The sequence below is a fragment of the Kineosporia sp. R_H_3 genome (assembly GCF_002198675.1).
Classification (GTDB): Bacteria; Actinomycetota; Actinomycetes; order Actinomycetales; family Kineosporiaceae; genus R-H-3.
On record NZ_MWLL01000162.1, the window covers coordinates 1 to 21468 of the forward strand.

General features: G+C 74.2%; 13 protein-coding genes and 1 pseudogene. 3 read left to right on the forward strand and 11 right to left on the reverse strand.

Features of this window, described 5'->3' with window-relative positions; all coding sequences use genetic code 11:
• Together ECOMGDLI_RS34710 and ECOMGDLI_RS17295 are read left to right on the forward strand one after the other, a co-directional pair.
• Window positions 1-729: pseudogene (locus ECOMGDLI_RS34710) on the forward strand (hypothetical protein); the annotation flags it as partial.
• 111 nt (window positions 730-840) lie between these two features.
• Complete coding sequence (locus tag ECOMGDLI_RS17295; protein WP_198954953.1) at window positions 841-2229, forward strand: amidase; 1389 nt, start codon at window positions 841-843, stop codon at window positions 2227-2229.
• A 36-nt stretch (window positions 2230-2265) separates the two neighbouring features.
• Here ECOMGDLI_RS17295 and ECOMGDLI_RS17300 read toward each other — a convergent pair whose 3' ends face one another.
• The 4 genes from ECOMGDLI_RS17300 to ECOMGDLI_RS17315 all read right to left on the reverse strand — a co-directional run bounded on the left by ECOMGDLI_RS17300 (window position 2266) and on the right by ECOMGDLI_RS17315 (window position 6185).
• A complete protein-coding gene (locus ECOMGDLI_RS17300; RefSeq protein WP_088318107.1) occupies window positions 2266-3558 on the reverse strand; it encodes a methyl-accepting chemotaxis protein in 1293 nt (430 codons plus the stop codon).
• 92 nt (window positions 3559-3650) lie between these two features.
• Window positions 3651-4697 (reverse strand): response regulator, encoded by a 1047-nt coding sequence (locus ECOMGDLI_RS17305; RefSeq protein ID WP_088318108.1) that lies wholly within the window; start codon window positions 4695-4697, stop codon window positions 3651-3653.
• A gap of 103 nt (window positions 4698-4800) precedes the next feature.
• Window positions 4801-5616, reverse strand: coding sequence for an Fpg/Nei family DNA glycosylase (locus ECOMGDLI_RS17310; RefSeq protein WP_088318109.1), 816 nt, complete (start codon window positions 5614-5616; stop codon window positions 4801-4803).
• An 86-nt stretch (window positions 5617-5702) separates the two neighbouring features.
• Window positions 5703-6185 carry a ribose-5-phosphate isomerase gene (locus tag ECOMGDLI_RS17315; protein WP_088318110.1) on the reverse strand — a complete coding sequence of 161 codons (483 nt, stop codon included), beginning with the start codon at window positions 6183-6185 and terminating at the stop codon, window positions 5703-5705.
• A 26-nt stretch (window positions 6186-6211) separates the two neighbouring features.
• Between ECOMGDLI_RS17315 and ECOMGDLI_RS17320 the strand changes: the two genes are divergently transcribed.
• Complete coding sequence (locus ECOMGDLI_RS17320; protein ID WP_088318111.1) at window positions 6212-6952, forward strand: DUF429 domain-containing protein; 741 nt, start codon at window positions 6212-6214, stop codon at window positions 6950-6952.
• A gap of 18 nt (window positions 6953-6970) precedes the next feature.
• On the opposite strand, the gene ECOMGDLI_RS17325 is transcribed toward ECOMGDLI_RS17320, so the two are convergent.
• The 7 genes from ECOMGDLI_RS17325 to ECOMGDLI_RS17355 are packed head-to-tail and all read right to left on the reverse strand — an operon-like array spanning window position 6971 to window position 21250.
• Window positions 6971-7522, reverse strand: a complete 552-nt coding sequence (locus ECOMGDLI_RS17325) for a disulfide bond formation protein DsbA (RefSeq protein ID WP_143447764.1) — start codon at window positions 7520-7522, stop codon at window positions 6971-6973.
• Window positions 7428-9395 carry a copper resistance CopC family protein gene (locus ECOMGDLI_RS17330; RefSeq protein ID WP_088318113.1) on the reverse strand — a complete coding sequence of 656 codons (1968 nt, stop codon included), beginning with the start codon at window positions 9393-9395 and terminating at the stop codon, window positions 7428-7430. Before ECOMGDLI_RS17330 ends, ECOMGDLI_RS17325 begins: the two co-directional genes overlap by 95 nt.
• Window positions 9396-9399: 4 nt before the next feature.
• Window positions 9400-9906, reverse strand: coding sequence for a hypothetical protein (locus ECOMGDLI_RS17335; RefSeq protein WP_088318114.1), 507 nt, complete (start codon window positions 9904-9906; stop codon window positions 9400-9402).
• A gap of 29 nt (window positions 9907-9935) precedes the next feature.
• Entirely contained in the window at window positions 9936-12860 is a 2925-nt protein-coding gene (locus ECOMGDLI_RS17340; protein WP_088318115.1) for a multicopper oxidase domain-containing protein, read from the reverse strand.
• A 17-nt stretch (window positions 12861-12877) separates the two neighbouring features.
• A complete protein-coding gene (locus ECOMGDLI_RS17345; protein WP_143447761.1) occupies window positions 12878-14206 on the reverse strand; it encodes a multicopper oxidase domain-containing protein in 1329 nt (442 codons plus the stop codon).
• A 19-nt stretch (window positions 14207-14225) separates the two neighbouring features.
• Window positions 14226-15584, reverse strand: a complete 1359-nt coding sequence (locus ECOMGDLI_RS17350; RefSeq protein WP_158221042.1) for a multicopper oxidase domain-containing protein — start codon at window positions 15582-15584, stop codon at window positions 14226-14228.
• 47 nt (window positions 15585-15631) lie between these two features.
• Window positions 15632-21250, reverse strand: a complete 5619-nt coding sequence (locus ECOMGDLI_RS17355; protein WP_088318118.1) for an SdrD B-like domain-containing protein — start codon at window positions 21248-21250, stop codon at window positions 15632-15634.
• Window positions 21251-21468: the final 218 nt, after the last annotated feature.

A 21468-nucleotide genomic window follows, 5' to 3' on the forward strand; every position in this document is an offset into this window, starting at 1 on the left:
GCCTCCCCCACCTCCCTGCGCACCGCCGCCCTCGTGGCGCTCGGCGTAGGCCTGGGCGTCGCCGTCACGGGCGCTCTCGTCGCCCCGTCGGCGAGCACGCCTCCCGTGGACGTCGTCGGGCTCGCCGCCGCGCAGGGCGACCCGACGACGACCCCGCAGGGTCTGCTCATCCTCGGCAACTCGTGCGCGAACAGCGACCTCTCCGCCCACACCGGCTTCCAGGAGGGGCCGCGCTGCGTCCAGACCTCGTTCGGCGAGGTCGGTCCGGCCGAGCAGAACCCCTCGCTGCTCATCACCCGGGCACCGCGGGCCGTCGCCGTCGGCCGCTCGTTCACCCTGCGCGTGAGCACCCGCAACCTCGTGCGCGACCGCTTCCTCGGCGCCGCGGCCGGCGGCTACTACCTCGAGAGCTCCTACCTCAACGCCGACGGCCTGCAGCGCGGGCACTTCCACACGGCCTGCCGGATGCTCGACTCGAGCCGGCGGGCACCGGACCCGGCCCCGGTGCCCGCCTTCTTCAAGGCCACCGAGGACGGCGGCGGCAGCAGCACGGCGGACACCGTCGAGGTCACGGTCACCGGGCTCCCCCGGGCCGGGCTCGCGCAGTGCGCCGTCTGGGCCGGTGACGGCTCGCACCGCATCCCGATGATGCAGCGCGCCAACCAGACGCCCGCCTTCGACGTGGTGCGGATCCAGGTCTTCACCCCGCGGGGCAGCACCACGCAGTGACACGGTCGTCGACACGGTCGTGGCGGCCCGGCCCCATGGACCGCCGGGCCGCGACGGGGGATGATCTGGCCGACCGGCTGGACCGGCCCCTGCGAGCGCCCCGGAGGCGACGTGTCCCACCTCGGCCGGACGGCCGTCGAGATCGCCGACGACGTCCGCAGCGGTCGCGCGAGCGCGCGTGACGTCGTCCAGGACCATCTCGACCGGATCGCGGCGCTCGACGGGCGGGTCGGCGCCTTCGTCGCCGTCCGCGTGCAGGAGGCGCTCGCCGAGGCGGACGCCGTCGACGCCCGCGCCGACCGGGCGGACCTGCCGCTCGCCGGCGTCCCGGTGGCCGTCAAGGACAACATCCCGCTCGCCGGTCACCCGACGCGCGACGGCAGCCCGCACACGGGCACCGCCGCCGCGCCGTCCGACCACGTCGTCGTCGAGCGGCTGCGTGCGGCCGGCGCCGTCGTCGTCGGGAGGACGCACGTGCCGGAGCTGTCCGTGTGGCCGTTCACCGACGGCCCGCTCGGCACGGTCCGCAACCCCTGGGACCTCACCCGGACGCCGGGCGGCTCGTCCGGCGGCAGCGCCGCCGCGGTGGCCGCCGGGTTCGTGCCGCTCGCGCACGGCAACGACGGGCTCGGCTCGATCCGGATCCCGGCGGCGTGCTGCGGCCTCGTCGGCCTCAAGCCGGGACTCGGGACGGTCCCCGCGGACATCGGGCACGACAGCTGGACCCGGATGTCGGAGAACGGCCCGCTCGCGACGACGGTCGCGGACGCCGCGCTCGGCCTGTCCGTCATGGCCGCCGACCCGGCCCTCGCGGCGGCGCCGGACCTCGCGGCGCTCGGCCGGCCGCTGCGGGTCGCGGTGTCCACCGCGTCCCCGGTCCCCGGCACCCGGATCGACCCGGCGTGGCGGACGGCGGCCCTCGCCACCGCGGACGCGCTGCGGGCCGCGGGGCACACGGTCGTCGAGCGGCAGCTCCCGGTGCCGCTGCGGTTCGTCGTCCGGGCCGCGGCACGCTGGTTCGGCGGCACGGAGGCGGACGCCGCGCTCTCCGGCCCCGCCCGTGACGCGCTCCCGCGCCGGACGCGGACCCACGCGCGGCTCGGCCGCGGCGCGATGCGGCTGGGCCTCGTCGCCGAGGCGGACACCGACCGATGGCGCGAGCGGCTCGACGTCTTCCTCGCCGAGCACGACGTCGTGCTCTCCCCGGGCCTGGCGACCCCGCCGGTCGCCGCCGACGGGCACGCGGGCCGCGGCTGGTTCCACAACTACTGGGCGGCGGCGAGCTACACGGGCGGCTTCCACGGCCTGTGGAACCTCGCCGCGTACCCGTCGGTGGCCGTCCCGGCCGGCGTCCACCCGGACGGCACCCCGCTGTCGGTCATGCTCTCGACCGGGTCGACGACGGGCCTCGGCGTGCGCGGCGAGGCGCTGCTCCTCGGGCTCGCGGCGCACCTCGAGGGCGCCCGGCCGTGGACCCGGCGGGCCCCCGGCCTCGGCTGAGCCCGCGGTGCCGGGCCCGCGGTGCCGGGCCCGCGGTCAGCCCGCGGCGTCGGACGCCGTGAGCGTGAGCCGCTCGAGCCCGTCGAGGATCGCCTGCGCCGCCTGGGCGGCGTTGCTCAGCTCGCGGGTCACCTCGGCGAGGGTCGCGGCCTGCTCCTCGACGGAGGAGGCGATGTCGACCTGGAGGCCGTGGATCTCGCCGACGACGGCGGAGGTCGAGGCGAAGCTGCGCGCGACCGCCTCGGTCTCCTGGACGACGCTCGCGATGACCGAGCTGACCTTGCCGGCCGACTCGGACGTCTCGTTGGCGAGCTGCTTGACCTCGCTCGCGACGACGGCGAAGCCCTTGCCCATCTCGCCGGCCCGGGCCGCCTCGATGGTCGCGTTGAGGGAGAGCAGGTTCGTCTGCTCCGCGAGCTGGGCGATCATCGCATTGACGTCGGCGATCTCCCCCATGGAGCGCTCGAGGCGGCGGACCTCCTCGGCCGCGGCGACCGCGACCTGCTGACCGGACGACGCGGTGTCGGCGGCCTGCTGGGAGCGCTGGGCGATGTCGTTGACGGCGGAGGCGAGCATGCCGACGGAGCCGTCGACGATCGCGACGGCAGCCGCGGCCTCCTGGGCCCCGGACCGGACGACCTCGGCCTCGGCGGCCACCTGGCCGGCGAGCGCCGACAGCCGCGCGACGCGCTCCCGCTCCCGCTCGGCGTCGAGGAGGGCCTGCTCGGAGCGCTCGGACTCCAGCGCCGCACGCTCCGCCTCGGCCTGCGCCATGACGGCCCTGACGTGGCCCTCGCTCTCCTCGCTGAAGTGCCAGACGACGAGGATGCCGACGACCTCGAGGACGACGATGCCGGCGTGGACGGCGACCATGCCGAGGGTCACGAGGAAGGACATGTCCATGCCGAAGACGTGGTGCGGTGCGAGCAGCCCGAGGCCGCCGTGGTGGACGACGACGACACCGACGGTCCACAGCAGCGGCGTCCACTGCTGGTAGAGCGAGACGAAGACGAGGATCGCGAACAGGTGCATGTGCGCCTCGAGCCGACCGCCGCTCAGCTCGATGGCGACGAACGAGGTGGAGATCGCCGCGACGCTCATGAGCTCCGAGCGCAGCCGCATCGGCCCGGCGACGGTGCCCGCGACCGCGAGCAGGGCCGGCAGCAGCGGCAGGACGAGGGCCTCCCACAGCGGCATCGGCCCGAGCAGCCCGAGGACGAGCAGCAGCGGTACGTGGGTCCACACGAGGCGGGTCACCACGGTGTGGCGGGCCGCGAAGGACTCGGGTGTCAGCGTTGCCCCGCGAGGAAGGCGGTCAGCGATCGGCATGTGTGCTGAGTCGGCTCGTCGGGGCGTGCGCTTGAGCGAGCCGGGCGGAAACGGTCACCGGTCGGCCGCGGCGGGCGGTCCGGCAGGGTCGCTCAGACGAGGTCGGCGACCGGTTCCCCGGCGAGCAGCCGGCGGACGACCTCGACGAGCTGCACCGGGTCGGCGGGCTTGACGACGTACGCGTCCGCGCCGTGCTCGTACGCCTGGGACGAGTCGGCCCACTCCGCCTCGGAGCTCACCATGACGACCGGGATCCGCCGCCCCGGGAAGACCTGCCCGAGGGCCTGGAGGAAGGTGAAACCGTCCATGACCGGCATGTTCACGTCGACGACCGCGAGGTCGATGCGGACGCCGAGCGCGGCCCGCAGCGCCTCGTCGCCGTTGCCGGCCTCGCGCACCCGGTACCCGGCGCGTTCGAGGATCTGCCGGTGGTACGTGCGGTACGTCGCGGAGTCGTCGACGACGAGCACGAGCGGCCCCGTCCCCGGCTCCCCGGGGCCCTGCCGAGGCACCGGGGGCACCGGGGGCACCGGGGGCGGCGCGCCGAGCGCGGACTCGACGGTGCCGCGCCGCGGCCCCTCCGAGCCCTGACCGGGGAAGAACGTGATGAACGGGTCGTCGGGGAAGCGCGCGGCGGCGGCCCGGACGTCCGCGGCGCACGCCGGGCCGGCCCGGACGACGAGCTCGGCGACCGCCGCGGCGACGACGTTGGGGTGCTCGTCCTCCCGGACGAGGCGGCTGAGCCAGCCGATGACGCTCGGGTGGTCGAGCTCGGCGAGCACCATGACAGCGAGGATCCGCAGGTCCGGGTCGGGGTCGGCGAGCCACTGCGGCATCCGCGCGACGGTCGAGGCCGTCGTCCGGGAGAGCACGTGGACGACGTCCACGCGCAGCGCGGCGTCGTCGCTCAGCAGGTGCCCGACGAGCCCGTCGACGACGTCCGGGCGGTCGTGCCGGACGAGCTGGGCCACGAGGGCGGCCCGGACCTGGGCGTCGGTCTCGACGGCCATCCGCAGGACGAACGACCCGACGGCGGCCTCGACGTCCGCGAGCGCGAGGACGGCGGCGGCCCGGACCCCGGGGTCGGGGTCGCCGAGGGCGTGCAGGAGCTCGCCCGTGGTCGGGCGCGGCGACGTCATCCGTAGCTCCTTCGTCCGGTGGGCGGACCCGGCCTTCCCCTCAGTGCTCGGTCGCGCGGGCCCCGACCTGAACCCGTCGGGCGCGACGGGTTCAGGTCGGCGCTCAGGCGGCCTGGCAGGACGGGCACCGGTAGAGCGTGCGGCCGACCATCGGCTCGGACACGACCGGGGTGCCGCAGACCCGGCACGGCAGGCCGGTCCGCTTGTAGACGTAGTGCGCGTCGTCCCGGCGCACGGTGCCGCTGCGGCGGTCGCGGTCCTCGGGCAGGGTCGTGACGATCCGGCCGCGCCGGACGCCGTCCTTGAGGAGGACGACGAGGTCGGCCCACAGGGCGTCCCAGCCGTCGGACGTCAGCGCCCGGCCCGGCGACCAGGGGTCCAGACGCTGCCGGAACAGCGCCTCCGCGCGGTAGACGTTGCCGACGCCGGCGACGACCTCCTGCTGCATGAGGAGCGCCCCGACGGGTGCCCGGGAGCGGCGGACCCGCTCCCCCGCGCCGGCGACGTCCGCGTCGCGGCGCAGCGGGTCGGCGCCGAGCCGGGCGCGCACGTGCGCGACGTCGTCCGGGGTGAGGACCTCGCACGCCGTCGGGCCGCGCAGCTCGGCCCACGCGTCGTCCGAGACGAACCGGACCCGGACGGCGCCCCGCGGCGCGGGCGGCTCGCCGGCCCCGAACGTCCACTTCCCGTAGAGCCCGAGATGGACGTGCAGCCAGGCGTCGGGGCGGGCGTCGGCGTCGTCGGCGAAGCCGAGGAAGAGGTGCTTGCCGTGCGCCTGGGCGCCGGCGAGCGTGCGGCCGTCGAGCCGCCCGGCCCCGGCGGCGAAGCGGCCCTGCGGGCTGTCGACGGCGAGGCGGGCGCCGCCGAACGTCGCGAGGTGCTCACGGGCGAGGCGGTGGACGGTATGACCTTCGGGCACCGGAGAACTTCAGCACACCTGGGCCGTCGGCGCCGCCCGGAACCGGGGCGACCGGTGTGCAGGCGGGGACGCGGACAGGCGGGCGGTCAGCCCCGCGCGCCGCCGGGCAGCGGGGGCAGCACCCCGGTCTGCTCGTAGTCGGCGAGCATGGCGATCCGGCGCGAGTGCCGGTCGTCGCCGGAGAACGGCTCGGAGAGGTAGGCGTCGACGAACGACGAGGCCTCGTCGAGGGCGTGCATCCGGCCGCCGACCGCGAGCACGTTCGCGTCGTTGTGCTGGCGGGCCAGGCGGGCGGTGTCGACGCTCCAGGCGAGCGCGGCGCGCACGCCCTTGACCTTGTTCGCGGCGATCTGCTCGCCGTTGCCGGAGCCGCCGATGACGATGCCGAGGCTGCCGGGGTCGGCGACGACCGCCTCGGCGGCCCGCAGGCAGTACGGCGGGTAGTCGTCCTGGGAGTCGTACTCGGACGGCCCGTGGTCGACGACCTCGTGGCCGGCCTGGGCGAGGTGCTGCCGCAGGTACTCCTTGAGCTCGAACCCGGCGTGGTCGGCCCCGAGGTGAACGCGCATGGCGCAGAGTCTGGCAGCCTCGCCGGGTGGATGTCGTCGTCGGGGTCGACGGACGGCGTGGCGGCTGGGCCGTCGCGGTCGTCCGGGTGCACGCGGGCAGCGGCCGCGCGCGGCACGTGACGTGGCGCACCGTGCCCGGCCAGGACGCCGCGGGCGCCGCCGCCGTGCTCGACCTCGCGGCGGCGGCGGGTGCCGCCGCGGTCGGCGTGGACTGCCCCGTGGGCCTACCGGCCGACGGCTGGCGGCCCTGCGACCTCGAGGCGAAGCGGCTGCTCGGGGCGGCGTCGGCCCGGGTCTTCCTCGCACCGCCGCGCCCGGTGCTCGCCGCCCCCACCTACGCCGACGCCCGGGCGGTGGCCCGCGACCTGCTCGGCGGCCGCTCGGTGAGCGCCCAGACCTACGGCATCCGCCGCGTCGTCCTGGCGCTGGACGCCGTGCTGCGGCCGGCGGCCGCCGGTCCGCACCCGATGGCGGACCGGGTCGCCGAGGTGCACCCGGAGCTGTCGTTCATGGCGCTCGCCGGCCGGGCCTGGCGCGACCCGCTGCCGTCGAAGAAGACCGCACCGGGGCGGGCGGCGCGGGAGGCGGCGCTGCGCCGCTGGCTCACGCCCGCGGCCGCGGCGGCGCTCGACGACGCACCGGACGGCGACGACCACCTCGACGCCCTGGCCACCGCCTGGTCGGCGTGGCGCTGGCAGTCCGGCGACGCCGTCGTCCTCGGGGGCGGGACGGACGCCGCCGGACTGCCGATGCGGATCGTGGTCTGAGACCGGGCCGGTCGCGGCTCAGTCGAAGATCGGGCCCTCGGTCCGGGTGCGCTTGAGCTCGTAGAAGCCCGGCGTCGACGCGACGAGGACGCAGCCGTCCCACAGCTTCGCGGCGGCCTCGCCCTTCGGCGCGGGGGTCACGACCGGGCCGAAGAAGGCCACGCCGTCGAACGCGACGATCGGCGTGCCGACCTCGGTGCCGACCTTCGTGATGCCCTCCTCGTGGCTGGCGCGCAGCTCGGTGTCGTACTCGTCGGACGTCGCGTACTTCGCGAGGTCGGCCGGCAGACCGACCTCGGCGAGCGCCTCGGCGATGACCGCGTCGTAGTCGGAGTTCGCGCCCGGGTGGATCCGGGTGCCCATCGCCGTGTAGAGCGGGCCGACGACGTCGTCGCCGTGCAGGATGCGCGCGGCGTTGACGACGCGGACCGGACCCCAGCCCTTGGTCATGAGCTCGCGGTACTGCTCGGGCAGGTCACGCCCCTCGTTGAGCACGGACAGGCTCATGACGTGCCACTTCACCTGGATCGGCCGCTGCTTCTCGACCTCCAGCACCCAGCGCGAGGTCATCCAGGCCCACGGGCAGATCGGGTCGAACCAGAAGTCGGCTACGGCGCGCTCGCTCACGAGGCGGTCCCTTCGTCGTTGTCGTCGTCGGCAGATGATGCCGTCCGAGGACGCCCAACGCCCGGCGCCGCCGCAGACTTCCCCGGCCGGCCGCGGCCGCCGTCCCGAGCACGACGACGAGCCCGAGGACGACGAGGGGCCGGGTCGACCGGCCGCCCTGCTCGGTGCCCGGGGCCGCGGCGACGGTCCACGTCCACCGCCCGGAGGCGTCCGGCAGGCCGCCGCGGACGACGCGGACCGCGACGTCGACCGGCCCGGAGCGGGCGAGCGCGTCGGTGGGGAGCAGCCAGGTGCCGTCGCCCTGCGCCCGGGCCGGCGCGGCGGCCGTACCGCCGACCGCGACGACGACGGCGGTCACCGGGCCGGGTGCCGGCCGCCGGGTGTTCCGGACGTCGACCGTGACGAAGTTCTGCCCCGGCACGTTCGGCGTCGCGGACACCCCGACGAGCAGGTCGTCGATCGACTGCGTCACCGGCGCGCCGTCCGCGACGGCCGTCGGCGTCGGGGCCCACCGGACGGCGGTCGGCGGTCCGGAGGAGCCGAGGACGCCGGCGAGCGCGAGGACGCCGAGCAGGACGGCCGCCTCCGCGGTGACGAGGCGGGTGCCGGGCGGGCCCCCCGCACCGCGCACCCGCCCCGGCCGGCGCCGGAGCACGCCGAGGGCCCCGGAGTTGGCCGCGCCGAGCGCGACCGCCCCGGCGACGAGGAGCAGCTTGAGGACGAGGACCCGGCCGTAGTCGGAGCCGGTCGCGGCGCCGAGGGACGGGACGAGGACACCGGCGAGGAGCAGGCCCGACGCCAGGCTCACGGCGGCCGCCGGGCCGGCGACGGCGGCCACGGCGCCGAGGACCGGACGGCGGGCGGCCCCGAGGACGACGAGCGCGAGGACGGTGCCGCTCCACAGCGCCGTCGAGAGCAGGTGGGCCGCGGTGACCGCGGTGACCCAGCCGGCCCCGCGGACGGCGGCGGCGTGGCCGACGAACCCGGACGCGGTGCAGGCGGCCGCGGCGGCCGCGAGGGCGAGCCCGAGGGACCGGGTCCGGCCGGTCGCGCTGCGGGCGGCCCGCCGGGCGGTGAGCGCGGCGACGAGCAGCAGTGCGAGGACGACGCCCCAGACCCGGCCGAAGTCCGACGTCCACGCGGCGGACGGCGCCCCGGCGACGAGGACCGCCTCGAGCAGGGCGGCGGCCGCCACGGCGCCCGCCGCGGACCGCGACCCCAGGCGCAGCAGCCGGTCGACGGCCGCGGTGCCGCCGGTCCGGCGGGCCGCGACCAGGCCGACGTACGAGGCCCCGAGCAGCCCGGCCAGGCCGGTGAAGACACCCCAGCGCAGCAGTGTCTCGGCGGGGAGCCGGAGGCCGCCCGCGGCCGACGACACCTCGGCGCTCGCCGCGACCGTCGTCCCGACGCCGAAGGTGAAGGTGCCGTACGTCGAGTGCATGTCGCTGGAGGAGACGGTCCGCCAGGAGACGTGGTAGCTGCCGGTCCGCAGGGTCTCCCCCAGCGGGACGGTGACCGTGACGGGCCCGTCGATCCGCGCGACGTCGACGGCGGTGACCCGGACCGGCCCGACCGGCACGTCACGGCCGGCGTCGTCGACGACCCGGACCCGGGTGCGGTCCTGCTCGACCGGCTCGGTGAGGGTCACCGAGACCTGGGTCGGCGCGACCTCGAGCCGGCGGCCGTTCGGCGGGTCGCTGCGGTCCACGTCGGCGTGCGCGGTGGCCGCCGGACCGGTGAGGACCACCAGTCCGACGGCCACCGCCGCTGCGGCGAGGGCGCGCCGCAGCCCGACCGTGGCGCGGGGCGTCGCCACGTCGTCAGCTCACCGGCAGGGCGCCGAGGTTCTCCTTCACGGCGGTGCCCTCCAGGTCGAGCCGGTCGCCGGCCTTGATGGCGCCGGCGGGGTTGAGGTAGAGCAGGTAGTAGGACTGGCCCGCGACGTAGTCGGCGTGCTGGTGCATCGACGCGACGTCCTTGAGCCGGGTGTGCTTCGAGCCGCTGCGCAGGGTCGGTGCCTCGACCGCCTTCCGGTCGGCCTTCGGGTCCTGCCCGTTGTACTTGTCGCCGAGGTACCGGTGCGCCTTCTGCGGGTCGAGGACGACGAACCGGACGTCGACGAGGCCGCCGTCCCCGACGACGGCGACCCGGGTGACGCGGATCCCGGACCTGCCCTCGAACGTCGCGCTCGTGGGCATCTTCGGCCGCTGCCGCGCGTCGGCGCGCTGGCTGTAGCCGAACACGGCCATCGCCAGCACGACGAGCACGGTGACGCCGCGCAGGACCCAGGGGTTGCGTGCCCCACGGGGGGCGGTCGCTGTCGTCATGGTTGCTGCCTCTCCTGTCTGCGCCCGGGTCACGGGAGCGGGAGGTGGTCGCGGGCGGACACGAAGCTGTCGAGCACGAGCGAGCCGCCGAGACCGGTGCTCGCACCGACCGTCCGACCGAGGAAGGCCGTCTCCACGGTCGCCGTCGTCGTGTAGGCCGCCGTCGCCACCGTGGTGCCGTTGACGGTCAGGGACGCCCCGGCCTGGGTCCAGTCCACCGTCACCGAGCTGACCGCACCCGCGGTCGTCGGCAGGCTCACCCAGGTGGTCTGGGCCGTCCCCGCGGTGAGGCGGAGCTGGTTGACGCCGGCCGACGTGCGCTGCATGTCGACACGGAACACCTCGCCGCCCGAGGCCGACGTGCCCGAGGCCGCGCGGAAGACCGGGAAGGGCACCGGGGCGGCCGGGCTCCCGGTCGCCAGCGGCCGGACGGCGAACGACGCGTGGTAGCCGGTCTCCGCGGCCGGACCGGTGGTGACGACGTAGCCCGCCGTCGACCCGGCCAGGGACAGGGACCCGCTGGCGGCACCGGCGATCCGGACCCCTGCCGCCGTGGTCCTGGACAGGATCGAGCCGCTGCGGCTGCTCCACCCGTACGGCGACGCCGAGGTCTCGAACCCGTTGGAGAACAACGCGTTCGCGGTCACCGTGACGTTCGTGCTCCGGACGGCGCTGACGTTGCCCGCGCCGTCCCGGGCCCGGACGTTGACCCGCACGGTGCTGCTGCCGGACGCCGGCACGGGCACCGTGAGCGGGCCGGAGTAGGACGTCCCCGTCACCGCCAGCCGGGTGCCGCCGCCGACGGCCGGTGCGGTCGTGCCGACCCACGCCTCGACCCATCCGGCACCGGTGAAGCCGGCGCTCGGTGCGGTGTCGGCCAGCGCACCGGACACGGTGACGGTGCTCGCCCCGCGGTTCGCCGCCACGGTCGTGCTCGACACCGTGGGGGCGGTCCTGTCGACGAGGAAGGTGCCCGAGGCCATCGCGGCGCTCCAGTTGCCGACGCCGTCCCGGCCCCGCACGTAGATCGTGTGCGTGCTGCCGCCCGCCATGCCGGTGAGCTGGCTGAGCGGGATGTCGGCGACGACGGTGACCCCGCCGGCGGCCTGGGAGGCGCTCGTCGGGTCGACCCCGGTGCCGGGGACCATCGGGAACCCGGTACCGACCGCACCGCCGGCGTTGTCGAGGAAGGCCTCGCCGTAGCCGATGCTGCCGCCGACGCCGTCCGCGGTCGGGTCGGTGACGACCGCCGAGACGCTGAACACCCCGGCCCCGACCCGGCTCTCGAGCGTGCCGTTGTTGGCCGCCGGGCTGACGACGACGGTGCCGACGGTCGGCAGGGTGGCGTCGACGTCGAAGGTCGCCGTCCCCGGGGTCGTGCTCGTGTTCCCCGGCGTGGCCGCGTCCGTGGCGCGGACGGCGACGGTGTGGTGGCCGCCCGCCGCGGAGGACACCGTCGCGGTGAGCGCGGCGACCGGGTTGTCGGTGCGGTTGAGCGTCATCGGCGCCGTCGCGCCGCCGTCCAGCGACACGGTCGCGGAGACGACGTTCGAGCCGCCGGTCGTCCGGTCGTCACCGGTCGCGCTGACCGCCACCGTCTGACCGCCCTTGACCTTCGCGGGCGAGACGGTCGTCCCGGTGACGAGCGGGCCGGTGGTGTCGGCCCCCGCGCCGGTGGCCTGGACGGTGAGGCCCACGGTCGCGGCGGCGCCGGTGAGGGCGCCGTCCGCACCGCGGACGTACACCGTGTGGGCACCTGCGGCCAGGCCGGTGGTCGGGACCGTGACGGGGAACGACGGTGCCGCGGTCCACGGCCCGACGCCGTCGAGCTGCCACTCGAGCGTTCCGGCGGTGACCTGGCCGGTCACCTGGACGTCCGTGCCGGCGGTGACGCTCGCCGGCGACGCCACGAGCGCGGACACCACGGGGGCGTTCGGGTCGACGGCGGCCGGCGCGACGTCGATCGTCGTCGCCATGCCGGAGAAGCTCTGCAGCGAGGAGACGCCGTTGCCGGCCGCGGTCTCGTAGAGCACGTAGGACGTCGGCGCCGAGGGCGAGGCGGCGGGGATCGCGACGAGCGCGTCGAGCGTGCCGCCCGGCTGGAGGGTCTCTGCGTAGAGGTCCTCCGGGTGCGCCTGCACGTGGCTGCCGAGGGCGACGACGCTCTGCCGCAGGCCGAGCGCGCCGAGCGAGTGCTCGACGATGCCGGCGTTGACCAGGCGCAGCGCGAGCGTCGTCCCGGCGGTGGCGGCGACGTGGTCGGTCGCGGTCCGCGTCGGGAACGTGCGCCCGTTGATGAGCCGGTACTTCGGCGCGTAGAGCCGCATGTCGAAGCCGGTCGGGTCCGCGTTGAGCGCGGGGTCGATCTCCTGCAGCAGCAGGGGTGCCTCGGTGGCGTACCCGGTGGCCGCCGTGCCGTCGATGCTCGCGGCGACGTCCCCGGCCGCGGGCCGGACGACGAGGATGCCGGCCATGCCCATCGCGACCTGGCGCGCGCCGGTCGCCGTGGCACCGGCCTGGTAGAGGTACGTGCCGGCCCGGCCCGCGGTGAAGCAGTAGGTCTGGGTGCCACCCGCCGGTGCACCGCCGGCGTCGTCGGTGAACCCGTCCATCTGCGGCAGGGAGAGCGACGAGCGGACGGCCAGCCCGTTGTGCAGGGTGACCTGGACGCTGCTGCCCTTGGTCACCGTGAGCAGCGGGCCGCCGGGGGCGGTCAGGTCCGTGACATTGCCGGTCGTGGAGTAGCCCCACACGTCGGCCCTGACCGGCGTGGCGCCGGCGGTCAGCGTGACCTTGCCGCTCGCCGTCCACAGGTCGAGCGAGGTGTCCGCGGTGCCGGCGCACGCGCCGACCGCGGCGGACGCCGCCGAGGCCGCCCAGACGGGGACCGTCAGGGCGAGGGTGGTCCCGACGAGGCCCGCGAGGGCGCGCCGGTACCGAGGAGTGGTTCGCATCGTCCTCGTCCTTCCGGTCAGTTGCACGGCTTGTCGACGGTCTGCAGGGCCGACGGCGGGTCGATGCGGATCAAGGTCATCATCCCGCCCATCGCCGCGCCGTAGTTGGTGGACTGCTGCAGCGCGTGGCTGTGGGCGACGTGGTAGTACTCGCCGCAGACGTTGTAGCTCGTCACGCCCTGGATCGGGTCGGCGTAGCTGCCGAGGTACGGGCTCTGGCTGTAGAAGGTGTCGCCCGTCGTCATGACGTCCGCCTGGTTCGGGACGAACTCGGCGAGGGAGTTGTCGATCGGGTCGAACATGTCGACGTCGGTCCACGAGAAGAGCGTGTCGACGGTCTGCCCCGGGCCGACGTTGACGAGGAACTTGTCGTAGCTCAGGTCCGCCGCGCCGTCCTGGAGCGGGCGGCCGTCGCGGCCGACGACCCGCTGGGAGTTGCCGTGCGGGTGGAACGGGTACGTGACCGTGCCGACGTTGACGTACCGGATGATCGCCGGGTCCGGGTTGGCGGTCGGGTCGAACGGCTGCACGTGGACGAACGCGCTGTACGGCTGCGCGGGCAGGTAGCTGGCCCGGTTGGGCGCCAGCGTGTCCGGCATGCTCCGGCCGTTGATCATGAAGTAGCGCGGCCGGTAACCGGCCCAGTTGACGACGCGGTTCTTCTCGACCGCGAGGTGCACGGCCGGGTCGACCTCGGAGAGGATGTGCAGGTACTCCTGCCCCTCGCCGAACCTCGTCGCCGCTGTCCCGTAGGCCGTGTGCGCGTCGGCGCCGCCGCTCGCGTAGTTGGCCGGGCGGACGATGAGCCCGCCGAACAGGCCCATCTGCACCTGCTTGCGCTGGTCGGTGCCGCTCTCGTACAGGTAGGTCCCGGGCTTGTCGGGCACGAACGTGTAGGTGACCGTCCCGCTCGTCCGCGCCGCCGGCTTGGCGAGGGTCGGCGGGCTCGCCGCGAGGTTCGCCGCGTCGGCCTGGCCGTCCGCGGTGACCTGCTGCTGCCCCGGGAACACGATGGACACCGGGTCGGGCAGGGTGTTCTTCAGGGTCACCGAGACCGTCCGGCCGGCCGTGACGCAGAGCGTCGGACCGGGCAGCTGGAAGCTGCCGGTGCTGCCGGCGTAGCCCCACATGAAGATGGAGTTGCCGTCCGGGGTGAACACGTAGCCCGACTTCGCGGTGAGCACGTAGCTCTCCGCGGTGTCGCTCGCGCTCGTCGGCGTCTCGCACTCCACGCCGTCCGTGACCGCCTGCGCGGCGGGCGGGGTCGCGGCCATGAGCGCCACGACGGCGCCTGCCAGCACGGCCCCACCGACCCGGGAGATCACCCGGGGAAGCTTGGTTCGCATCGTCGTCTCCTCGACCGGCTCAGGCGTGGGGGTTCTCGTTGGCGCGGGACTGGGGCGCCAGGGTCCCGGCGGGGTGCACGACGACCTTCGTCATCTGGCCGCCGTACTGCGTGGAGTCGCCGCCGTTGGTGAGGAAGGAGAAGTTCCGGTCGTAGAGCAGGAACTCCCCTTCCGTGTCCGTGTCCACGAGGACGTCGCGGCTCTCCCCCGGGCCGATCTCGACGGTGTTCGTGAGGAAGCTGAGGTCGGTCCCGCCGTTGCGGAGCAGCCCGGCGTCCTTGGCGACGACCCGCATCGGGAGGCCGTCGAGCGTCATGGCGTGCTGCTGGTAGCCGAGGTTCGACAGCCGCAGCAGCACCCGGTCGCCCTTGTTGGCCTCGACGAGCGAGGAGATCGGCTGATAGCGCAGCCGCTCGTCGGCCGGGACGGCGAAGTCGCCGGAACCGGCGTCCAGGGAGCCGTTGTCCGCCAGCGTGTCCGGGTACGCGCGGCCGTTGAGCAGCCAGAAGCTCGGCGCGTAGTCGGTCCAGTCGTTCACCTGGATGTGCGCGTCCCGGTAGTGCGCCTCCGACCACAGCTCGGTGAGCATGAACGCGAACTCGCGGTGGTAGCCCGTCGACCCGTCGCCGTCGTTGTACGCGAACCTCGAGAACGTCTTGCCGCCGTGGTTCTTCGTCGTGCCGTTCTGCTTCGGCCGGACGAAGAGCATGCCCGTCATGCCCATCTGGACGTGCTCCACGTCCTCGAAGTGGCAGTGGTACATGTACGTGCCGGCGTCGCGCGGCTGGTAGTAGTACGTGAACGTGTGCCCGATGGGCACGGCGACGGACAGTTCCGGGACGCCGTCGAAGAGCGGGATGGCGTTGTCGAAGCCGTGCCAGTGCACGGTGTGCCCGTCGGTGAGGTCCGGCCGGATCGCCAGCCCCAGGTTCGTCAGCGAGACCCGGACCCTCGTCATCTCGTCGAAGTCGAGGAGCGGGGCGCTGATCTGGGCGTGCCCCTTGAGCGCGTCGAGCTTCGCCTGGTTCGCGTCCGAGATCGAGCCGTCGGCCGCGTGCAGGTGCGTGACGTCCCGGAACCCGAAGACGTACGTGTTGAACGGGCTGGGCGCCAGGGCGTCCGGGAAGAACGGCGCCCGCGCGGGGGCGTCCGTCGGCATCCCGACCCAGCCGTCGGTCGCCGCGAGGTGCAGCGTGCGGCCGTCGGTGAGCCCGGCCTTGGCCGCCGCGACGTCGGCCGGGCGGGGGTCGTTGAGGCCCGCGCTCGCCAGCTGGGGCTGCAGGACGGTGGCCCCGACGACGCCGGCACCCACCATCCCGAGCCCGCCGGTGAGCAGGCTCCTGCGGCTGACGCCGCGTCGTGCCGGGGTGTCGTTCACGGCTGTCCCCTCGTCTGACGTGGACCGGTTCGTGGAGGTGTCGCGGCTCATCGCTCGTCCGCCCCGGCGTCGATGCTCGAGCCGTTGCGCGCGGTGCCCTCGAAGTCCGTCGCGGGTGCGGCGACGCCGCCCACGGTCGACCGGCCGAGTCCGGCCGCCGAGTTCGCCCCCGGCCGCAGCCGGTAGTCGAGGCTGTAGCGCGACAGGGGCAGGTTCTGCGTGACGATCATGGCCTGCCGGAAGGCGGGCATCGTCCGCCACGGCAGCACCGAGACCGACAGGTCGACGGGCCGGAAGAACGTCGCCGCGGTGGCGGTGTTCCCGGTGCCGAGCACCGGGTCCGTCGACCCGGTCGCGTCGGCCGGCTGGTAGACCGAGCGGTTGATCGTCAGGACCCCGCTGCTGCCGGGGGCGCCCATGTCCCAGACCCTGACGTCCGACGTGCCGCCGATACCGATGCCGGTCACCGTCCCGCCGGCGGCGTCCCAGGTCCCGGCGCGGTTGTTGCCGAACACGTTGTTGAACATGACCGGCGGCGAGAACTGCGGCAGTCCCGCGGCCGCCCTGAGCTGGACGCTGGTGTCGCCCGTCGACAGGCCTGCCGGGGCGGGCCGGCCGTCGCTCGTGATCGCGGTCGCCGTCGTGACGTTGTTGACGACGGTGTTGTTGTAGAAGCGCACGTTCGGCGCGTCGTCGAGGGCGACGCCGCCGCCCTCGTGGGCCGACACGTTGTCCGCGATCATGTTGTTGTAGATGTCGAAGCGGGACGTGCCCGCCTGGAGCAGCCGGACCGCGCCGCCGTCGTCGTTGCTGTTGTTGTAGTAGAACTCGTTGCCCGCAACGCGGGTCGTCGAAGCGGTCTGACCGATCCCCCGCGACACCTGGTCCGGGTCGGCCGGCAGCTCACCGGCGAGCATGAGCGCGCCGCCCTCGTCGTAGCTGAGGTTGTAGTAGACGTCGTTGTTCGTCACGGAACCGTTGGGGCTGCGGCCGTACACCGTGACGGCGCCGCCGTACTCGGCGGAGAAGTTCCCGCAGAGGACGTTGCGGTCGACGACGTACCGGTCGGCCTGGCTGAAGATCCCGACCGCGCCGGCGAGGTTGATGCCGCCGTTGTCCCGGATGTAGTTGTTCGCGATCCGGATGTCCCGGTTCTGGTTGCTGTTGCCGCTGTTCGTGTTGTCCACGAACGGCGTCCCGATCCGGACCGCACCGCCGTAGGTGCCGTCGTTGCCGGCGATGACGTTGTTCGTGACCTGCAGGTCGTGGGCGTAGGCGTGGGCGTAGATGCCGCCGCCCTGGGTCACGGTCGCCCCGGCGCTGCCGACGGCCGTGTGCACGGCGCCGGTGATCGCGTTGACGTTGCCGCCGCCGCCCATCTGGTGGCCACCGGTGATGCTGAACCCGTCGATGATCGACCGGCCCGCGGTGGTGTCGAGGAAGGCCCGCCGGCCGACGGTCCCGCCGGGCGCCGGCGGCACGATCGTCACGACCGCGGCGTCCGCGACGTCCGCGATCCCGCCGTGCGGCTGGGAGGCGAGCTTGTCGTACCAGGTCGCCGCCGTCACCGGGTCGGCGTCGAAGCCCAGGCCGCTCAGCTCGGAGCCGGCGACCCACTGCTTCGTCACGGGGTCGAGGCCACCGGGGCCGACGCCCTGGAGCCGCACCCGGGACTGGACGATGACGTTCTCGACGTACCCCCGGTGCGCGTTGAACGCACCCGCCGACGGGTTCGGGTAGACCACGACGACCGGCGTGCTCCGGTTGCTGCCGCCGCTGACGTAGTCACGGGCCTTGTCGAGGGCCCCCTGGACGGTCGTCGACCGCCGAGCGGCCGGCACGGCCGGGTCGAGGTTCGCCGGTGGGTTGACCATGAACACGTGGGCCAGCGAGTCCACGACGTGAAGGGTCAGCCCGGTCACCGTCGACCGTGCGGCCAGGGCCGTCGTCCCGGCCGTCGTGACCGCCACCTGGTAGGTGTTCTGCGGCAGGTTCGGCGCGGTGAACGTGATCCTCGTCGGTGACCAGGTCGCGATGTCGCCGCCCTGCAGGGTCCGCACTCCCCCGGACGGGGTCGTCAGGGTGACGCGGCCCTTCGTGGTCCCGAAGCCGGCGCCGCTCAGGGCCACGGCCCGGGCCGACGCGTTCGAGCCGGTCTCGAGGACGACCTTGCTCGAGGCGAACAGCTGCGGGGTGGCCCGGACGCCCGGTGCCGTGGCCGTCGCGGGGATGTCGGTCGTCACGACGTCGCAGTTGGGCTGCGTCGGCGTCGTCGAGCCCGGCGTCAGGATCTGGTTCGCGACCATCGTCGGCGCCGTGTCGGTGACGGTGTACAGCCCGGGCCACGCCTGGAAGTTCGTGGCGATCGTGCGGAACCGCGGGTCGTAGTTGGCGTTCGCGCGGTCCGGCTGGCCGGGGTCGTTGCCGACGAACCGGTACATCCCCGGGCAGGGGCCGGCCGGCAGCGGGCAGTTGTAGGAGCTCGTCGACGGCTCGATGGCCTCGTAGAAGCCGTTGAAGTCCGTCGTGACGGTGTCGACGAGGTCGCCCCGGAAGTCGTACAGGCCGACCGGCACGTTGCCGATGCCCTGCGCCTCGCCGTAGTTCGTGCTCCGCGGGTCGTACGTGAGCCCGAGGTCGTTGATGACGATGCCCCAGAAGTGCGTGGGCAGCGGCACCGGGGTGAACATGAAGAACGTCGGCGCGACGGCCTGCTGGCTGCGCAGGGTCACGAGCCGCTCGTCGCACAGGGGGCGGTCCTGGCCCTCGAAGGGGCTGCCCCCGGCGTCGGCGAAGTTCGGGTTCGTCACCCGCACGGTGTGCGGCGCACCGACGCAGGCGGGGACGATGCCGGCCTGCTGGCTCGGCGGCTCCGGCGGCGTCGACGACGTCGGCGCGTCGCCGGGCGCCAGCTGCGGCGTCTGGTCGACCGTCGTCACCTGGCCGTGGGCGAAGTTCTCCTGGGCGTCGCGGCCGTCACCGTCGAAGACGTTGACGTCCTCCTCCTTGGTGACCTGGTAGACCGGCTTGCCCTTGTCGTCCTGAGGGCTGACGACCTGGACGACGTAGTCGTCCGCGGGGAGGGGCTGCGGGTCGAAGCCGGCGTCGGCGAGGTTCGCGTACAGCGGCAGGTCGTGACCGGCGGCCGGGTTCTTCGGGTCGCCCGGCGCGAAGAGGTTGAGCTCGGACTCGGAGAACCCGTAGTTGCCGTTCACCGTCTGCGCGAAGTCGACGTTGTTCCCGTCGGCGTCCGTCGTCACCTCGGAGGGGCGGGCCTGGAAGCCACCCATCGGGGCCTCGACGCAGAGGTTCTTCGGGTCGCCGAAGGCCGGCAGCGCGAGCTGGTCGGTCAGCGGCTTGCCCTGGTAGTCCCGGGCGGTGCAGCCGGTCGGCGCCGCCCAGTGCTCGGTCACGGTGGTGCCGAGCAGGTGGCTCAGGTCCTTGTGCGGCTCCCCGGTGCCGTCCGGGTCGTCGATGAGCGCGCCCGGCGTGCAGGCCGCGACGGGGTCACCGCTGCCCTCGTCGACCCAGGGCAGCTCGGCGCCGGTCTTCGGGTCGAAGAGGCGCTGCACGCCGACCGCACCCGTCTCGCACCGCAGCGTCGGGTAGAGGTTCACGGTGACGTCGGGGATGCCCGGCTGGTACGGCTCGGCCGCGTCGTAGCGGGGGTCGAGCTCGTTGCGGGTCGTGTCGTACGAGACGGTGCCGGCGATGCCGCCGTTCGTCCCGGCGTCGTAGGGCTTGACGCCCCAGTCGACGGTGCCGCCGAGGCCGATGATGTTGGCGACGCTGATGTCGACCGCGGAGCCGTGGTAGGTCGTCGGCGTCGGGTCGTTCGAGGCCTGGACCGTGACGCCGGTCCCCTCGTAGAGGGTGTTGAAGTGCTCGAGGACGAGCCACTTCGTCAGCGGGTAGGACTGGGTCAGCGCGTAGTGGCCGTTCTGGTCCGTGGTCGCGGTGTTCGCGAACTGGTCCATGAGGGTGTTGTCGCGCTCCCGCAGGGTCACGATCGTGTTCTTCAGGCCCTGCTCACCGGCGTCCCGTCGGCCGTTGCCGTTGTCGTCGACGAAGACGGTGCCCTTGATCTCGGTGAACCAGCCCGGCAGGAACTGCTTGCCGACGTCGAGCGTCTCGCCGCCCTGCACCGAGATCGTGACGTTCTGGATGATGTAGTTCTGGGCGTCGTCCCAGGTCGTCAGCGCGTAGGTGCCGTCCGGCACGCCGCTGACGGTGAAGGTGCCGTCGGCGTCGCCGCGACCGGTCCAGGCCTGCTTGTCGCCGTTGTTCAGGTCCGACAGCGCGACCCACGGCCGGTCGATCGGGCCCTTGTAGGCACCCGTGCCCACGCCCGGCTCGGCGGGGATCGTCTGACCGCCGCCCGGGCCTCCGATGTAGCTGAGGCCGGCCATGACCTGGCCCGTGACCGTGTTGGTGCCGCCGCCGATGCTCTTGGGCTTCACGAAGCCGAACGGCACGAACGGCACGGGCTCACCACCGACGACGAGCTCGGTGTCGAAGCCGGTGTCGTTCTCCATGACCCACACGTCGTGGTCGTGACCACCCTCGAGGTTGGTCGTCTGCGACCAGACCTGGCCGGCCGGCGGGTTGACGGTGACGCCGTAGCGGTTCGGGCCGAGGTTGGGGATGAGGATCTGGTTGCGGGCGTCCGTGACGCACTTCGCCGGCTTCGTGCCGTCGACGACGGGCCTGCCGTCCGGGTCCTTCGCGATCGGGCCGTCGCCGTCCGGGGTGTCGGCGGTGACCGTGCCCTTCGGGGTGTGGACGTAGTGGGTGCACAGCGGGTTGCCGAAGAAGTCGGTCGTCACCGGGCCCATGACGTCGCTGATGAAGGCCTGGAAGCCGGGCATCTTCGTGAAGACGTCGTTGTTGCCGGGGTCCGGGCCCTCGGCACCGGCCGCGTAGGTCCCGTCGACGAAGGCGGCGTCCTCGAAGACCTGGACGCGGATGTTGCCCAGCGGCGTGGGGGTCGTCGGCAGCGTGACGGTCGCCGGGGCGGACGACGTCATGGGCACCGAGAAGTGGGCACCGCCGATCTTGAACCCGTTCGCGACGACCGAGACGAGGTACCTGCCGGGCGCGAGGTCCTGGTCGGCCGCGGCGGCCCCCGAGCCGTCGGTGAAGGTCACCGTGCCGTCCGCGGCGACGTCGTCCTGGTCGCCGGACGCGACGGTGTGGGTGTCGCCGGCGGTCGGCCGCACCGAGGGCCACGGGCAGTTCGCCGTGCCGAGGGTCGACGTCACGGGTGCGACCGGGTCCGGCTGCCCGAAGACGGGGGCGTTCGCCTGGTACGACAGGGCCGGGGTGTAGCCCGCCTTCGTGTCACCGGCGGCGTTGCTCGCCGGCAGGCACTTGCCGAGGTTGGCGGCGCCCTCCGGCGTCGACCGGTCGGACGACGGGTCACCGACGTCCTGGACACCCTCGCGGGTGACGAGCCAGCGGTACTCGCCGACCGCCGGGCTGCCCGTCGCGCTGCTGACGACCTCGAGCCACATCCGGCTCGGTGTCGCCGCCTGCGCGGGTGACACGACGCCCGCGAGGATCGGCACGACCGTCGCCGCGACGGCGAGGGCCGGGACGACGAGCCACGACAGCGCCCGCCTGCGTGCGAGTGGAGACTGGCGGAACCGCAGCCCACGACGAGACATGACTACCCCTTACGTCACCTTGACCGGCCCGACGGACTTTCGTCCCTTGCGGAGATCCCGCACCCATGCGTGACGGGCGTGTCATCCGCGTGTCACCAGTTCGTGGTCCTCGCCGGGTCAAGCACGCCTGAAGTAACTTTCCGCGCACGATCGACTACGCGAATTCGGGGCCGACATGACAGTCCGTCATGGCAGCGTCCGGGCCGGTTCCCGACCGG

Bases quoted from the DNA above. Each gene is read 5' to 3' on its own strand.
- ECOMGDLI_RS17355 (WP_088318118.1), bottom strand. From the start codon at position 21,250: ATGTCTCGTCGTGGGCTGCGGTTCCGCCAGTCTCCACTCGCACGCAGG.
- ECOMGDLI_RS17305 (WP_088318108.1), bottom strand. From the start codon at position 4,697: ATGACGTCGCCGCGCCCGACCACGGGCGAGCTCCTGCACGCCCTCGGC.
- ECOMGDLI_RS17335 (WP_088318114.1), bottom strand. From the start codon at position 9,906: ATGACGACAGCGACCGCCCCCCGTGGGGCACGCAACCCCTGGGTCCTG.
- ECOMGDLI_RS17345 (WP_143447761.1), bottom strand. From the start codon at position 14,206: ATGCGAACCAAGCTTCCCCGGGTGATCTCCCGGGTCGGTGGGGCCGTG.
- ECOMGDLI_RS17340 (WP_088318115.1), bottom strand. From the start codon at position 12,860: ATGCGAACCACTCCTCGGTACCGGCGCGCCCTCGCGGGCCTCGTCGGG.
- ECOMGDLI_RS17300 (WP_088318107.1), bottom strand. From the start codon at position 3,558: ATGCCGATCGCTGACCGCCTTCCTCGCGGGGCAACGCTGACACCCGAG.
- ECOMGDLI_RS17315 (WP_088318110.1), bottom strand. From the start codon at position 6,185: ATGCGCGTTCACCTCGGGGCCGACCACGCCGGGTTCGAGCTCAAGGAG.
- ECOMGDLI_RS17325 (WP_143447764.1), bottom strand. From the start codon at position 7,522: ATGACCTCGCGCTGGGTGCTGGAGGTCGAGAAGCAGCGGCCGATCCAG.